8 protein-coding genes are annotated in these 15,545 nt (G+C 61.6%); 2 read left to right on the top strand and 6 right to left on the bottom strand.

The genetic code is table 11. The features are described 5' to 3' along the window. Positions 1-2: 2 nt before the first annotated feature. From B5G16_RS06490 to B5G16_RS06465, 6 genes are all read right to left on the bottom strand, one after another. Positions 3-647 carry a carbohydrate-binding family 9-like protein gene (locus tag B5G16_RS06490; RefSeq protein ID WP_087262424.1) on the bottom strand — a complete coding sequence of 215 codons (645 nt, stop codon included), beginning with the start codon at positions 645-647 and terminating at the stop codon, positions 3-5. A 2-nt stretch (positions 648-649) separates the two neighbouring features. Beyond that, a complete protein-coding gene (locus B5G16_RS06485; RefSeq protein ID WP_087262421.1) occupies positions 650-1,747 on the bottom strand; it encodes a phosphotransferase enzyme family protein in 1,098 nt (365 codons plus the stop codon). A 156-nt stretch (positions 1,748-1,903) separates the two neighbouring features. Continuing rightward, a complete protein-coding gene (locus B5G16_RS06480) occupies positions 1,904-2,935 on the bottom strand; it encodes a DUF5017 domain-containing protein (RefSeq protein ID WP_162612033.1) in 1,032 nt (343 codons plus the stop codon). 23 nt (positions 2,936-2,958) lie between these two features. Next, positions 2,959-4,869, bottom strand: coding sequence for a RagB/SusD family nutrient uptake outer membrane protein (locus tag B5G16_RS06475; protein WP_087262417.1), 1,911 nt, complete (start codon positions 4,867-4,869; stop codon positions 2,959-2,961). Between the two features lie 22 nt (positions 4,870-4,891). Further along, positions 4,892-8,047: a SusC/RagA family TonB-linked outer membrane protein gene (locus B5G16_RS06470; protein WP_087262415.1), complete on the bottom strand. Its 3,156-nt coding sequence runs from the start codon at positions 8,045-8,047 to the stop codon at positions 4,892-4,894. A 33-nt stretch (positions 8,048-8,080) separates the two neighbouring features. Next, entirely contained in the window at positions 8,081-11,032 is a 2,952-nt protein-coding gene (locus B5G16_RS06465) for a chondroitinase family polysaccharide lyase (protein WP_087262413.1), read from the bottom strand. A gap of 236 nt (positions 11,033-11,268) precedes the next feature. Here B5G16_RS06465 and B5G16_RS06460 point away from each other — a divergent pair, with 236 nt between their 5' ends. Beyond that, complete coding sequence (locus B5G16_RS06460) at positions 11,269-12,483, top strand: glycoside hydrolase family 88 protein (RefSeq protein ID WP_087262559.1); 1,215 nt, start codon at positions 11,269-11,271, stop codon at positions 12,481-12,483. 22 nt (positions 12,484-12,505) lie between these two features. Beyond that, entirely contained in the window at positions 12,506-15,538 is a 3,033-nt protein-coding gene (locus B5G16_RS06455; RefSeq protein WP_087262411.1) for a chondroitinase family polysaccharide lyase, read from the top strand. Positions 15,539-15,545: the final 7 nt, after the last annotated feature.

The raw sequence follows: 15,545 nt of genomic DNA, 5'->3' as shown, positions 1-15,545 counted from the left end.
GTTTATTCGGCGAAGGTCACCTCGCCGAAGAATTCCGGACGGTGGAAATCGGGTTTCTCGGTCCGGATGGGCTGCCACGACAGGAAGTGCGGATGCGAGAGCCGGTCGCCGCACTTGTAGAGGTTCATGCGGGCCCGGAGACCGCTCCAATCCGTGATCTCGTGGCGGAAGAGCGCCTGCGGCGGGATGGCCAGCGTCAGCGACCAGCGGTTGTCTCCCTCGCGCTCCCCGAACGGCTCGCCGAAGGGCAGCGTCGTGCAGCGTTTTACCTGTGCCAGCACCTCGGGACCGGCCGGATCGGCATCGTGGCGCGAAGTCCGGGCCGCCAGCAGCATACGTCCGATGCAGGTGGTTTCGAAGTTGTAGTACTTTCGGCCGTCGGGCGAGAGGAAGAACTCCACGCACGAATCGGTCCAGACTTCGCCGTTGTCCGCGGTGACCCGCGCCGCGGTGTAGCGCTCCCTGACGTCGAAGCGCAGCAGCAGCCACTCGCCCGTGTGGAACATCCGGAACGAAACCTCCGGTGCGTAGGGGAACTCCTCCGGCCAGTTGCAGCAGGCGATCGCCTGCGGTTCGATGCCGGCGAACGCCGCCTCGACGGCCGCCCTGTTCTCGGGATCCACCCCCGTAATCTTGCGGATTTCCATGACTATTTGTATTTGGCAACCGTTTCGCGCACGATTTCGCACATCGCCGGGTATTGCTCCTCCATGGATTGCAGGAGTTTGTACTGGGCGTGTGTGCGCACGAGGTTGTGCTCCGGGTATTTGATCTTGTAGTAGGTGTCGCCGTCGATGTAGTCCATCAGGAAGCGCAGCACCTGTTCGTAGGTGATGTAGCGGGCCGAGAAGGCCAGGTAGTCGATTTCGGGCTGGGTCAGCTGTGCGGCCCGTTGCGAGAGGTAGCCCTCGGTGTAGGCGCGGAACATCTCGATCGACATCCCCACGCGCGCGAGGTCGCGGTCATCCTCGTCGCCCGTGTTGGTGTAGGAGCGGATGGCGTCGCCGAAGTCGTTGAGCGACGTGGAGTTCATCACCGTGTCGAGGTCGATGGCACAGAGCACCTCGCCCTGCTGGTTGAAGAGGATGTTGTTGATCTTCGTGTCGTTGTGCGTCACCCGCGTGGGGATCGTGCCGTCCTCGACCTTCGACCAGAAGTCGAGCATCTCCCCGCGGCGCGATTCGATCCATCCGATCTCCGTCGTGAGATCCTTCACGCGGTCGGCGGCATCGCGTTTGAGCGCTTCGTCCCACTGCACGAAGCGGTGGCGGATATTGTGGAAGCCCTTGATCGTCTCGGCCAGCGGCTCCGTGAAGTCGGCCAGCTGGGCCTGGAACTTCCCGATGCCTTCGCCGCCCTTGCGGGCGAGTTCCGGCGAGTCGGCCTTGTTGTAGGCGATGGTGTCGGCGATGAAGACCGTCACGGCCCAGTATTCGCCCTGCGGATCGATGTGGTAGAGTTTCCCGTCGTGGGTCGGGACCACGGTCATGGCCTCCCGCATCGGGTCTCCTCCTTCGGCGATGACCCGGCGGCGGATGTGTTCGGTGACCTTGCGGATGTTCTCCATCATGCCCGGCACGTCGGGGAAGATGTTCTTGTTCTTGCGTTGCAGGATGTAGTCCGGGGCGTCGCCGGACGTGCGGATGATGAACGTGTCGTTGATGAATCCGTCGCCCAGCGAGTCGATCGCGGCGATGTCGCCTTCGAGTGCGAAGTGCGAAGCTATGTTCTGTAATTCAGCCTTCATACGTAGGTTCTGTTTCGGTTTCAGGTGGCGCTTCGGGCAAAAGGGCCCGGTTGCACATTCAAAGATATTGAAAATAACGCGGATTTGCAACCCGATCGTGCGAAAAAGCCTGCTTTTTCCCGAAAGAAAAGCAGGCTTTCGCTCTACGTTGCGGCTTTATTCGCCTCCGATCTTTTCGACGACCGTGAAGGTCACCTCGTAGGTCCGGATGCCCGATTCCCCCTGGTAGTTGCCGTTGCCCGCGAGGATCGTCGCCGTGTAGGTGCCCGGTTCGTTGTAGATGTGCGAGTAGTTCTTCACATCGTCGGTCACGCCCTTGATGCTCTGGCCCGTGTCGCTCGGGATCATGTTGAGTTTGAGCGGTGTCGTGACGTACCACGTGTCGATCAGATAGGGGCAGACCACGCTGCTCTCGGTGCCGTTGAGTATCATGTCGTAGTTGCCGCCTGTTTGCAGGTAGCCGAGCTTCGAGCCCGTGGAGGAGGCGGTGTAGGTCTCATACTCCTTGCCGGCCATTTCGTCCGGACGGTTGAAGCAGATGGGGTCCAGCTCCGTGATTTTCATCGTCGTGGCGCTGTAATCCTTGAACTGAACCTTCACGGAGGCGTTGATGTAGTAGTTGCGTTGGGCTGCGGCGGAGGCCGGATGCCAGCGCATCAGCAGGCAGAAGTTGTCGTTCACGGACGTGCCGTTTCCGTCGACGTCGAGCAGGTCGTGCGTCGTGAGCGACCATTTTCCCGACGAGCTCGGTTCCTCGATTTCGAGCGGAATCCATCCGTCGAAATTCCCGCTTTCGATCGCTTCGATCCGCGCCTTGTCCGTGGCGGCGTCGCTGCCGGTCAGGCCTCCGAACCGGTCCGTGACATAGAACTGGACATCACCCACGTTGGCGCCCGAACGGCGCGAGAATTCCAGATTCAGCTCGCAGGCTTCGAGACGGTCGGGGGCATCCAGCACGGTGCGCTCCCGATAGCGGTATTCGTGTCCCGTGTCGCCGTTCCAGATCGTGATGAAGTCGGCATTGCCGCTGAAATTGAACACCACGGGATCTCCGGCCTTGTAGGTGTTCGTCGGGGAGAGCTGCACCGCGAATTCCAGCGGCTCGTAGATCTCGTCGTGCTCGCAGGAGCTCCCCGCCATTGCGAGCGTGAGCGCCGCTGCCAGATATGTGATTCGTTGTGTCTTCATAGTCAGTGCTGCTGTTGTGCGTGTTACCATAAGGGATTCTGTGTGAGGGCGTGGTTCACGGCCAGCTCCTTGGTCGGGATCGGCAGGTAGATGTGCCGCTCGGAGACGTTGCCGTAGCTGATGGCCGCAAAATTCGTGTAGGTCTTGTTGTAATAGCCGTCGTTGTCCCGCGGAATGTTGTTTCCGGCCTGTCGCATCTTGTCTACGAAGATGCCCCAGCGGATCAGGTCGTATTTGCGCAGCCCCTCGAAGGCCAGTTCACGGCCCCGCTCGTTGCGGATCAGTGCGCGGAACGCCTGCGGATCGTCCAGCTGTGTCTGGTCGGTTTCGATGCCGGCGCGCTCGCGGACTTTCATGAATTCCTCCTTCGCTCTCGCCAGGTAGAGTCCCTGGATGTCCGGACATTCGTTCACCGCCTCGGCGAACATCAGCAGCACGTCCGAATAGCGCAGGATCGGGAAGTTGATCGTCGTGTAGAGGTTCTTGGCCGACATCTGCTTCTCGTAGATGGTTTCGCGGCGCCACTTGCCCGCATTGCGGATCGCGCACATGACGTTCGGTTCATAGATGAAATCGTCCTGGCCGGCATCCGTGCCCGGGTTGTAGGCATTTTCGACAGTCTGGTCGAGGCCTTCGACCTCCGGCATGGCAAACTTGTTCTGGTAGACCCACGGCGTTTTGTACATGCTCTTCTCCTGGAGCAGCACGCGCGTGACGTTGGCGTCGCCCTGCTTGTAGGTGATCGACTGACCTTTCCCTGTCCCGGTGTCGCCGAATCCGCGGTAGTTGTACCCCGGGAGGTTCCACAGACGGCGTTTGTCGATGACCAGCTCTCCCGCGATGTTGTAGCCGCCTTCGTTCTCATCGCCCTCCTTGTAGGTGTCGTCCTTCACGCGGTCCTCCTCCGAATAGAGCTGCCACAGGGAGTACGACCCGTTGTAGTAGCCGTAGGAGTAGTTGCAGGCCCACTCCGAATAGTTGCTTCCGCCCTGCGATTTCAGTCCGATCAGGTCGCCGATACGGCCGTTGGTCCACTTGTCGGCGCTCGTGCGGTCGCCGAGGAATTCGGCCTCCCACATCGACTCGTGGTACTGCTCGTCGTACTTGTCCTGAATCATGTTGATGAAGACCTGGTCATAGCTGGGGTTCAGGTCGTGTTTCTTCGACTCGATCACGGCGTAGGCCCATTCGGCGGCCTTTTTGTACATCTCCTGCTTCGGGAGGCCGTCGACCTCGGCTACGGTTTCGCCGGCCATGAAGAGATAGATGCGGGCCAGGATGCCTTCGGCCACGGTCTTGCTGACGCGCGACGGCGTTTCGTCGACCTCCTCGTTGAGGTCGTCGACGATCGACTCGATCTCATCGACGCACCATTTGAGCACCTCCTCCTGCGGCGTTGCGGCCAGCTGTACGTCCTCGGGATTGGGCGAGGTGGCCGACTCCACGCGCAGGGGCACGTCGCCCCACGCCTGCGCCAGCAGGAAGTGGTAGTAGGCCCGCAGGAACCGTGCTTCGGCCAGATAGCGCTCCTTGCCGACCGACAGATCTTCGGGGGCGATCGTCGAGGCTTCGACGCCCTTGATGTATTCGTTGGCGTTCTTGATGCCCTTGTAGAGTTGCAGCCAGGTGTCGTAGATGACGGCCGTGCCGGCCGTGTGGTTGTAGCGGTCGGGGCGCGTATCGGTGCTGTTGTAGTTGGCGTAATAGCAGAGGTCGTCGGCATTGCTGATCTGCAACGAATAGTAGTGGCCGTAGAGCGCCTCGCTGTTCAGCGAACCGTACACGCCCGCCAGTCCGTATTGCAGCTTCTTTTCGCTCGTATAATAGCCTTCGCCGGGGATGATCTGCGGGTCGGTGTCCAGGAACGTGCATGCCGAGAGTGCCGTTCCGAACATCATCAGGGCCCCCAATTTGTATATGTTCTTTATTTTCATGGTGTAATCGTGCTTTTGGGCGTTAGAACGTGATATTTACGCCGGCCGTGAAGCCATAGGCGCGGGGGTATGCCGACCAGTCGAAGCCGGGGGTCAGCACCGAATTGCGGGTCGAGACCTCGGGGTCCGGACCGCTGTAATTGGTCAGCGTCCAGATGTTGTCGGCCGAGACGTAGACGCGCAGCGAACTGATGCCCGCCTTGCGGAGCTGACGGCTCGGAATCGTATAACCCAGCGAGACGTTCTTCAAGCGCAGGAACGAGCCGTCCTCGATCACGCGCGACGAATACTCCTCGCTGCCCGTGGCTCCGGCGCGCGGGATGTCCGACGTTGGGTTGTCCGGGGTCCAGCGTCCGGCATAGGAGGCCAGCTGGTTGGTCTGGGCCTTCCAGCCCGACTCGAAGATCAGCCGGTTGGCGTTCAGGATGTCGTTGCCGTAGCTCCACGAGAAGAAGATGTTCAGGTCGAAGTTCTTCCAGTTGAAGTTGTTGCTGAAACCGCCCGTGTGCAGCGGCTGTCCGCAGCCGATGATCGTGCGGTCGTAGTCGTCGATCTTGCCGTCGCCGTTCAGGTCGCGGTATTTCAGGTCGCCGGGCTGCATCTTGTTGCCCTTGTAGGCGGGGATTCCGCTTTTCAGGTTCCCGTTGGCGTCGAAATCCTCCGGTTTGTAGGTGCCCTCATAGATGAATCCGTACATCATGCCCGTGGGTTTGCCCACCTGCGAGATGTAGGGGAACTGCGAGTTGAAGTGCGTCTCCCACGACACGGAACTTTGGAGCGTGTTCTGGTTGTCGACCAGTCCCAGGATGCGGTTGCGGTTGAAGGCGATGTTGAACGACGTCGACCACTGGAACTGCCGCGTCTTGATGTTGACCGTTTCGAGCGTGAACTCGAAGCCCCGGTTGCGGATGCTGCCGATGTTGAGCATGCCCTGTTCGTAGCCGCTCGATGCGGGCAGCAGGGCGTAGAGCAGCAGGTCGTGCGTCACCTTGTCGTACCAGTCGGCCGTCACTTTGAGCCGGTCCTCGAAGAAGCCCAGGTCGATACCGACGTTCCACTGCTCGGTGGTTTCCCATTTGAGCTTGTCGTTGGCCATGTTCGAGAAGTAGTAGCCCGGGACGCGCGTGCCGTCGAAGACGTAGTCGAACGAGTTTCCGGACCCCGGCGTGACGGTGATCTGCGAGTAGAAGTCGTAGGGGGTCTGCGTGCGGTTGTTACCCGTGAGGCCCCACGAGAAGCGGAGTTTTCCGTTGTTGAGCCACTCCGAATTCTTGAAGAGGTTCTCGCGGTTGAAGTTCCACGAGGCGCCCACCGAAGGGAAGTAGCCCCAGCGGTTGTCCGACGGGAATTTCGACGATCCGTCGGCGCGGAACGAGAAGGTCAGGTAGTACTTGTAGCGGAAGTTGTAGTTCGCGCGCAGGAACATCGACATCATCCGCCAGTCGTAGTAGTTGCTCGGGACGCTCTGGTAGTTTCCCGTGTGGATGCCGGCGATACCCAGCTCCTCGGAGGTGATCTGCGTGGCCGAGACGCCTTCATAGGTGTTTTTCTGACCCTGCAACGAAAGACCCGCCATGAGGTCGACGTTGTGGCTGCGGCCGAAGCGGCGCTTGTAGTTGAGCGTGTTCTCGTTCGTCCAGTTCGTCTGGTCGGTCCAGTAGATGGCGCCGTTGACGCCCTTGCCGCTCGGCGAGCCCGGATAGCCCGTATAGGTCTCCGTGCCGTTGAACTCCTCGCGGCGCCGCTTGTTCATCACGTAGCCGCCCGTGGTCTTGAAGGTCAGCTCGGGGGTGATCTTCCACGTCAGCGCGATGTTCGAGTTCAGGTAGTCGACCAACGTCTTGCGGTATTCGTTCTTGGCCGTCTTCACGGGGTTGAAGCGGTAGTCGTTCGATCCGTCGACCGACTCGTCGATAATTGAGTCGAGGATGTCCTGCCCGGGGGCCGTCACCGGACGGTAGCCCCAGACCGAATACATCAGCCAGCCCGACGACGAGGAGGTCGTTTCGGCCGTCGTGGGGTTCACGCCGTTGGTCGCCGTGCGCGAATAGTTGGCGTTCACGTTGAGCGTCAGCTTCTTGGTGATCGGAAGCGTGAAGTTCGCCTTGCCCTGGTAACGCTGGAAGTTCGACCGGATGATGATACCGTCCTGATCGAGGGCCGAGAAACCGACGTTGTAACGCAGACCCTCCTTGTTGCCGCCCGAGAGCGAAATGTTGTAGTTCTGCTGGAAGGCCGTGCGGTAGAGTTCATCCTGCCAGTCGATGCCCTTGATGTTCCGGTAGTCCTCGAGGGTGAGGTTGCGGCCGTACTCTTCGCTGTATCCGTAGTAGGAGCTGGCCATCGAGGTGTCGGTGACGAGTTCCTCCTGCAAGCGCACGAATTCGTAGGAGTCCATCAGGTCGATCTTGTTGGCGATGTGGCTCAACGAGAACGAAGCGCTGAAATTCACCGTCGGTTTGCCCTCGGTACCGCGTTTGGTGTTGATGACGATGACGCCGTTGGCGCCGCGGGCTCCGTAGATGGCCGTGGCCGAGGCGTCTTTCAGCACGTCGATCGACTCGATGTCGGCGGGGTTGATCGACGTGGCGAACGATCCCTCGGAGGGGAATCCGTCGATGATGTAGAGCGGGGCGTTGCTCTGCGTGAGGGAGTTGTTGCCGCGGATGGTGATGTTGGCTTCGGCGCCCAGCGATCCGTCGCCCGTGGTGACGACCACGCCCGCGATACGGCCGTTCAGCGCCTGGTCGAAGTTGGTGACGTTGGATTTCATCATGGTGCCCAGGTCGGCTTTGGCGACCGATCCCGTGAGGTCGCGGCGCGTCGTGGTGCCGTAACCGATGTTGACGATCTCGACGGCTCCCAGCTGCGTGGCCTCCTCGTTCATCTTGACGTTGATGGCCGTGCGTTTGCCGACGATCTCCTCGACGGTCGTGTAGCCCAGATAGGAGAAGACCAGCGTCTGGTTCTCGGCGACCTTGATCGAGTAATTGCCGTCGATACCGGTTGTCGTACCCGTGGTCGTACCCTTGACCACGACATTGACGCCGATCAACGGAGTGTTGTTGGCGTCAACCACACGTCCGACTACGGTGTTCTGTGCGAAAGCCTCCCCGGTCAGCAGGACCGACAGGGTGAGCAGCACGGCCGCAGCCATTCGTTTCAGTGCTTTTTTCATAAATACAGACAGTAGGTTGTGGGGTAAATAGGTTTATTTCTTTTTGAGCCGGAATTCCACGGGCTGTCCGTGGCGGCAGGTTACTTTCAGCAGCGTGCCTGCGTCGGATGCCGAGGCCTCCACGCCCGGAATCGGGGCGGCGAGTTCCCAGCCGTCGCCGACCAGAACCTCCTTTTCGATGGGCTGGCTCTCCTGGCGCGTGGTGTAGGTCTTTTCGGTGAGGCCGAGATCGGGGGTGCAGACGCTCATGACGACCTGTCCGTCGGCGAGCGTGCGCTCCATGACGATCGTCTCTTCGGACACCCGGCGCACGAGTCCGTCGCCCTCGTAGGCGCCGAAGCAGACGTAGCCCGTGATGCCGGTCGGGAGGTCCTTCACCACGTGGGCCGTGTTGTCCCTGCGCAGCACTTCGTATTCATCCTTTTTGAGCAGGCGGTTGATCTCCTTGTTCGTGGGCTGGATGTAGACCACGTATTCGTATCCGGCCTGTTTCGGGGCGCGGCCGTGGTCGATCCACGCCGTGGCGAAATCGCCCGTCTGCATGGCGTGGGTCTTGTCGTTGGGCGACGACTGCTCCTGCTTGGTGACGTTCAGCACGCCGGCGTTCTTCACCATGTAGAAGTTGCCCTTCGTGTCCGAGATCGCCAGGCGTTCGCCGCCTTTCGAGAGTTGGAGCGGGAACGTGTCGTAGATCTCGCCGTCGACTTCCAGCGCTTCGCCGCGGTCGGCCAGTTGAAGCTGGAAGAGCGTCGTTTCGGTGGGGTAGGTCGTGTTGTTGTTGTCGATGCCGCTGCCGAGGAAGACCAGGCGGTTGTCGAAGCAGAAGATCGTTTTGTAGGCCGTGGCCCCGGGGGTGAAGTTCTTGCGGCTGCCCTCGACGAAGTGGAGGGCCAGCACGCCGTTCTGCCCTTCGAGCGACGATGCGCCCGAGAAGCGTTCGGGGTTGCGTTCCATGAGGGTTCCGGGGAGCGGGTTGTTGAGCTCGGGCCACGGCAGGTGGATGGTCGTGGCGCCCGGCACGCGGTTCCAGTCCCAGCCGTTCTGCACGAATCCGCTGGCGGCGGCCGTGACGGGGTTGCCCGACCCGATGATCGGGGCCGAGCCATAGCTCTGATAACGGCCGTAGCGGTTGTCGCGGGTGTAGATTTCCGAACCCCAGACATCCGTATTGAAGGCTTTCAGGGTTACCATCCAGTCGTTGCGGCGGTGGATGCCCAGTGCGCCGTAGTTATAGACGAAGAATCCCGAGGGGGTGGGACCGGCGGAGATGCCCTCCTTCTTGAAGAGGCTGTTGAGCTCCCTGTCGGTCCCTTTCAGCCGCAGGTAGGCGCCGGCCAGTTCGGGATCCACGGCCTTGCCGCTGCCCGTCAGGTCGCCCAGTGCGGCCAGGTGGCCGAAGGCGTTCACGTCGGCATCGGGGATGCGGCCGTTCTTGTTCAGCGGGTGGCGGCCGGCGATGCCGAGGCCCCAGTCGCGCAGGTTGGTGTAGTTGGCCATGGTCAGCAGGGCCAGCTTGAAGCATTTGCGGGCCTCCTCCGTGAGGTTGAAGTCGGTGTCTCGGACAGCCTTGCAGTAGTATCCGATCGTGGCGAAGGCGCCGGTCGAGTAGGCCGGATAGAGGCCGCCGTGGTGGAAAGTCGTGCCGTCGATCTTGATGCCGCCGATGGTTCCGGGCGTGAAGTCCAGACTGCCGGACATCCAGCGCGAGAGCCCCTTCATGGCGCGGTACTGTTCGGCCTCGGTGGGCAGCATCAGGGCGCTGATGAGCTTCGGCATCAGCAGCGTGTGCCACGAGTCGAGCAGTTCGTCGCGGCCGTAGACGTAGGGTTTGCGCGTTTCGGCCAGGCCGCTCCAATAGGCCAGCACGCGGACGTACTCGTCGGTCTTGCCGCGCTGGGCGATTTTGTCGCGCATGAGCCACATGGCGTCGTAGATCTTGCGCACGTTGTAGCCGTAGTGGTGGTTGGTGCCGTTTCCGTGTCCGAAGGCGAATCCCTGGTCGATGGCGTGGTCCATGACCAGGAAGAAGTTGTCGTCGTATTTCGGGTCGCGGTTGACGTAGCTGTTCAGGGCGAAGGCGTTGAGCATGTTCTCGATGTCGTCGAGCCGCAGTTCGCCCTTCGGACGGTTGCACTCGTCGTTCGAGAGCAGCGGGGCGCCGATGACGCCGCCGTCGTCGGTGCGGCGGATCTGGGCCGCCTCGAAGGTCTTCAACGCCCGCGGGATGATCGTGCCGTTGATGTAGTTTCCGCTCGACATGTTGGCCTCGACGATGGAGTTGATGCGGGATTTCACCAGATCGAGCTGTTTTTTCTCGTCGGCGGTGAGTTCACGCAGCGGTTCGTCGTATTCGTACTGTTCCCACTCCCAGAGCCGGGCCCAGTGCCAGAGGGCGCGTTTGAGGTTGCAGTTGTTGTCGGGGATCTGCTGGTCGGGGGTGATCTGGTCGTGGAGGCGGGTTTCGGCGAAGGTCAGGCGGTCGATATAGAGTTCGCCGCTCTGCACGCCCTCCGGGGTGGAGATCGTCAGGCGCGAGATCTGTTGCGAGGCGTGGTCGCCGGGCATGTCGTTGTACTTGATCCAGCAGGCGCGCCACCCCGTGAAGTCGAGGTGGAAGTCGAAATAGTAGGAGATTTCGCCCGTGGGGGTTTCGAAGGCGAAGTGCAGGTCGGCGTCGACAGCCCTGGGGTTGTAGATCCAGAGCATGACGCCCGCCTGTTTGACGCGGAACGAGCGGATGAGCTGTCCGAAGTCGTTGTATTGGAGGGTCGAAGGTGCGTTCCAGGTCCAGCACAGGGACTGCCGTCCGTCCTTGAAGTGTTTCCCGCTCAATTCGATCCGGCTGTCGTTGCCGCATACGAAAGCTTTGGGGATTTCCGTTTCGAAGGTGATTTTGGCATCGATTGCGGCCTGTACGGGCTGTTGCCAGAGGGCCGAAAACAGCCCTAAAACGGCTGATGTAGCGTATAATAAGAATTTTTTCATACCATTCAATTTGTTCAAAAATAATGAAAGAATTCGGACATACAAAATTTATAACGGGGAAAATAGTAAAAATTTATATTTACACCGAAAAAATTCTTAAAAAGTAGTGGAAGTCGAGAAATTATTTTATCTTTGTACGGAAAGTGCGGTTTGGTAGCCTCGGAAATCATAAAACGAGGTTGCCTGTCGTTTCATATTGCAAATATTTAATTACTATGATCCTCAAAACCGAATTTATGACTTTTCTGTCCAAATGTGCGATCGCCGTGCTGGCTGCCGGAGGCGCCGTCGCCTGTTCGCAGGCTCCGAAGACGACTTCGATCATCGACGAGAATGTCGTCGTTGCCAAGCAGCAGCTCTCCATGCTGGCCGATTCGAGCGAAATGACCGGTACGATCCGTATCCCCTCGACCTACAAGAACGGCCGCATCGACTACGTGCCGACCGACGACTGGGTGAGCGGCTTCTTTGCCGGAAACCTCTGGTACATGTATGAGCTGACGGGCGACGAGGCGTGGGCCGAGCGTGCGCGCAAGCATACCGAGATCCTCGATTCGATCCAGTACCTGCAATGGCACCACGACGTGGGCTTCATGATCTACGACAGCTACGGCAACGGACTGCGCTTGAAGAACATCCCGGAGTACCGCGACGTGATCGTGCAGACCGCCAGGTCGCTGTCGACGCGCTTCCGCGAGGTGCCGGGCGTGATCCAGTCGTGGGACGCCGACCGCGGATGGCAGGGCGAGCGCGGGTGGCAGTGCCCGGTGATCATCGACAACATGATGAATCTCGAACTGATGTTCAAGGCCACGGAGTTCTCGGGCGACAGCACCTTCTACAACATCGCCGTGAAGCACGCCGACCGCACGATGCAGGAGCACTTCCGCGACGATTACAGCTGCTACCATGTCGTGGACTACGACCTCACGGACGGCCATGTCCGGGGCCGCTGCACGGCACAGGGGTATGCCGACGACTCGGCGTGGGCCCGCGGGCAGGCATGGGCCGTCTATGGTTATACGACCTGCTACCGCTATACGGGCGACAAACGCTATCTGGACCATGCGGAGAAGGTGGCCGGCTTCATGCTCAACGACAAGAACATGCCCGAGGATCTGGTGCCCTACTGGGACTACGACGCCCCGAACATCCCGGACGAGCCGCGCGACGCCTCGACGGCCGCCGTGCTGGCTTCGGCGCTCTACGAAATGTACACCTATACGAACAACGAACTCTACCGCGAGAAGGCCGACCGGATGATCGAATCGCTCTCGTCGCCCGCCTACCGGGCTCCGGTGGGCGAGAACGGAGGCTTCCTGCTGATGCACTCCGTGGGCAGCATCCCGCACGGCAGCAACATCGACGTACCGCTGAACTACGCCGACTACTACTTCCTCGAAGCGCTGATCCGCAAGGGCCACATCGAGAAGGGGGAGCCGTTGTTCTGAAACGATAAGGAAGGAAAGACAGATGCGTAACCTGATTTTTCTCGCCGCGGCGGCGGTGTGGTCCCTGACCGCATCGGCACAGGCCCCGGAGGAGGTTGTCGACGACCGGATCCTCTCGTTCGAGGGGTCCGCGGCGCCATTCGAGGCGTCGCGCGGCTCCTCGTTGGAGTGCTCCGGCGACCACTACAAGCACGGCACCCGTTCGGTGCGGTGGCAATGGTCGCGTCCGGGTGCGCAGCTGCGTATCGACGCCCCGGTCGGCTACCTGGCCAAGAACCCCAATCCGCGCGAAACGTCGGTCTCGACCTTCGTCTTCTGGGTCTATGCCCCGAAGGCGCTCGACGGGTCGCTGCGCTTCGAGTTCCGCAAGGAGGGCCGGACCTGTGCCTGGTTCGACTACGGCCTTTCGTTCACGGGCTGGCGCGGAGCCTGGGTGGCCTTCGACCGCGACATGCAGGGAACGCCCGAGGAGGGAATGGACGAGGTGGTGGTCACGGTCAATGGGGTCCGCAGGGGCGAGCTCTTCTTCGACCACTGGATCCTCTCGTCGTTCCAGGACGTGCGGCACCACACGGCGGATTTCCAGGCGCCGTTCATCAACGCCGGGACGACGAGCCACTGGCTCGTGCTGTTGCAGTCGTGGCGCCATCCGATTCCCGAGGCTCCGGCGTCGATCGACGAGACAACGCGGCGCGACATGAAGACCGTGGAGAGCCGTCTTCGCGAACTGCTCCTCGAAGGGAAGAAGCCCCTGCCGATGGAGACCTTGCGCAAGCGTTTCGCGTCGTACGGCATTACGGAGAATGCGGACGGGACGCTGCGCGGGAAACCGATCTGGTTCGTGCGCTATGCCGAGACCTACATCAACCTCGGGCATCCGTCGGTGGCGAAGCTCTTCGCCGACAACGGACAGCTGCTGCGGGGATACAACGACTTCCTGTTCCAGATCGCCGTGGCGCACGACGCCGCGCAGGACCCTGCCGAACGTTCCGAACTCGAACGGATGTACATCCTGCTGACGCGCCACCTGCTGGATCAGGGCTTTGCGGCGGGCAGCGCATTGGGGACCCTGCACCATCTGGGTTACAGCATGCGCAACTTCTATACGGCTCCGGTCATCATGCGCGAGGTGCTGCGCGGGGCCGGGCTGGAACACGACGTGCAGCAGGCCATGGAGTGGTTTTCGGGCGTGGGGGAGGTGAAGCTCCCGCCCTCGGTGCCCGGGATGGACATCGACGCCTTCAACACCTCGCTGATCGGGCGTTTGGCGAGCATCGTGCTACTGCCCGATTCGCCGCAGAAGGCGGCCTACCTGACGGCCTTCTCGCGGTGGGTCGACAACGGGTACAAGGTGACCGAGGGGACGGGTCCCTGCTTCAAGAGCGACGGCACGGTCTTCCACCACCGCCACCACTATCCGGCCTATGCTGTCGACGGGTTGAGCGGCGGGGGCGTGAATGCGGTGTGGCTGCTGTCGAAGACGCGCTTCGCGGTGAGCGAAGAGAGCCACGCCATTCTGAAACGGGCCCTGCTCGAAATGCGCTTCTACTGCAATCTGCGGTCGTTCCCGCTGGCTCTTTCGGGCCGCCATCCCGACGGGAAGGGTGCCTTGATCCCGTGGCATTACGCGCGGCTGGCCGTAGCCGGATCCCCGGACGGACGGCAGGAGATCGACCCGGAGCTGGCGGCCGCCTACCTGCGGCTCTGTGACGGAGAGGACCGTTACACGCGTCTCTTCGCGGAGCAGGGGATCGTGGCGGAGCCTTCGCCCGAAGGGACCCGCGTCTACGGCTACAACGCCTCGCTGGCGCACCGGCGCGGCGACTGGCTCGTCACGGCGGCCGGACACAGCCGTTACCTCTGGGCTGCGGAGATCTACCAGGGCTGCAACCACTACGGACGCTACCTGACGAACGGCAGCCTGCAACTGTTGGGCGACGGCGATCCGGTGAGCGCCTTCGGCAGCGGGTTCCGACAGGAGGGCTGGGACTGGTGCCACATCCCCGGCACGACGGCCCTTGCCATCCCGATGGAGCAGATGAAGGCCGACATCCGCAACGTGGACACCTTCTCGGGGTACGAGGAGATGCTGTTGTCGGACGAGGCGTTCGTCGGGGGCGTGAGCCACGAGGGGCGCAACGGCCTCTTCGCCATGCAGCTCCACGACCACGACAAGTACAACGGTACGCTGCGGGCCCGGAAGACGTTCTTCCTCTTCGACAACCGGGTGGTCTGCCTGGGGTCGGACATCGGGAACCGGGCCGAGGGCGGCGTGCATACGACGCTGTTCCAGAATTTTCTGGAAAAGGCCGCCGATCCGGTTACGGTGGACGGCGAGCCGGTTACGGCGTTCCCCTATGAGGCGACGCTGCCGCAGGGCGGCGTGCTGCGCGACAACCTGCGGAACCTCTACGTGATTCCGGCCGGGACGGTCTTCGTGAAGAAGAGCCGCCAGCACTCGCTGCACGAGGAGACCGACGCGCCGACCGAGAACGACTTCGCCACGGCGTGGATCGACCACGGCGCGGGTGCGGTCGAGGGCCAGGGGTACGAATACCTGATGGTCGTGCACGCTTCGGAGGACGAGGCGGCGCGCTATGCCGGGACGCTTCCCTACGAGGTGCTGCGGCGCGATTCGACGGCGCATATCGTGCGTGATCTCCCGACGGGGATCGTGGGCTATGCGCTCTTCTGCGGCGGGGAGGTGAACGAAGGCCTGTTGGAGCGGGTTTCGCAGCCCGCGCTGGTGATGATCGGCGGCGACGGGACGTCGCTGACGGTCAGCGTGGCCGATCCGGACCTGCGTTTCTACGAGGGCCCGAGCGACGAGGTGTTCGATGCCGACGGCAAGCGGGTCGAACGGAGCATCTATTCGCGGACGTGGATCGACGATCCTTCGCGAGCCTCCGAAGTGCAGGTGACGATCCGGGGCCGCTGGACGCTGGACGGCGGATCGGAGTACTGCCGGGCGGCGGTGGACGGCGACCGGACGGTGCTGACCTTTACCTGCCGCGAAGGCGCGACGCGCGAAGTGAAACTGACTGAACAGAAATAAGACGAAT

The sequence above is a fragment of the Alistipes sp. An66 genome (assembly GCF_002161445.1).
GTDB lineage: Bacteria > Bacteroidota > Bacteroidia > Bacteroidales > Rikenellaceae > Alistipes > Alistipes cottocaccae.
The sequence above is the reverse complement of the archived record's forward strand: the minus strand, read 5'-3'. Positions and strand labels throughout refer to the sequence as shown.

What these genes read in the sequence shown, in the direction of transcription:
- B5G16_RS06470 (WP_087262415.1), bottom strand. Translation starts at nt 8,047, where the DNA reads ATGAAAAAAGCACTGAAACGAATGGCTGCGGCCGTGCTGCTCACCCTG.
- B5G16_RS06490 (WP_087262424.1), bottom strand. Translation starts at nt 647, where the DNA reads ATGGAAATCCGCAAGATTACGGGGGTGGATCCCGAGAACAGGGCGGCC.
- B5G16_RS06475 (WP_087262417.1), bottom strand. Translation starts at nt 4,869, where the DNA reads ATGAAAATAAAGAACATATACAAATTGGGGGCCCTGATGATGTTCGGA.
- B5G16_RS06455 (WP_087262411.1), top strand. Translation starts at nt 12,506, where the DNA reads ATGCGTAACCTGATTTTTCTCGCCGCGGCGGCGGTGTGGTCCCTGACC.
- B5G16_RS06465 (WP_087262413.1), bottom strand. Translation starts at nt 11,032, where the DNA reads ATGAAAAAATTCTTATTATACGCTACATCAGCCGTTTTAGGGCTGTTT.
- B5G16_RS06480 (WP_162612033.1), bottom strand. Translation starts at nt 2,935, where the DNA reads ATGAAGACACAACGAATCACATATCTGGCAGCGGCGCTCACGCTCGCA.
- B5G16_RS06460 (WP_087262559.1), top strand. Translation starts at nt 11,269, where the DNA reads ATGACTTTTCTGTCCAAATGTGCGATCGCCGTGCTGGCTGCCGGAGGC.
- B5G16_RS06485 (WP_087262421.1), bottom strand. Translation starts at nt 1,747, where the DNA reads ATGAAGGCTGAATTACAGAACATAGCTTCGCACTTCGCACTCGAAGGC.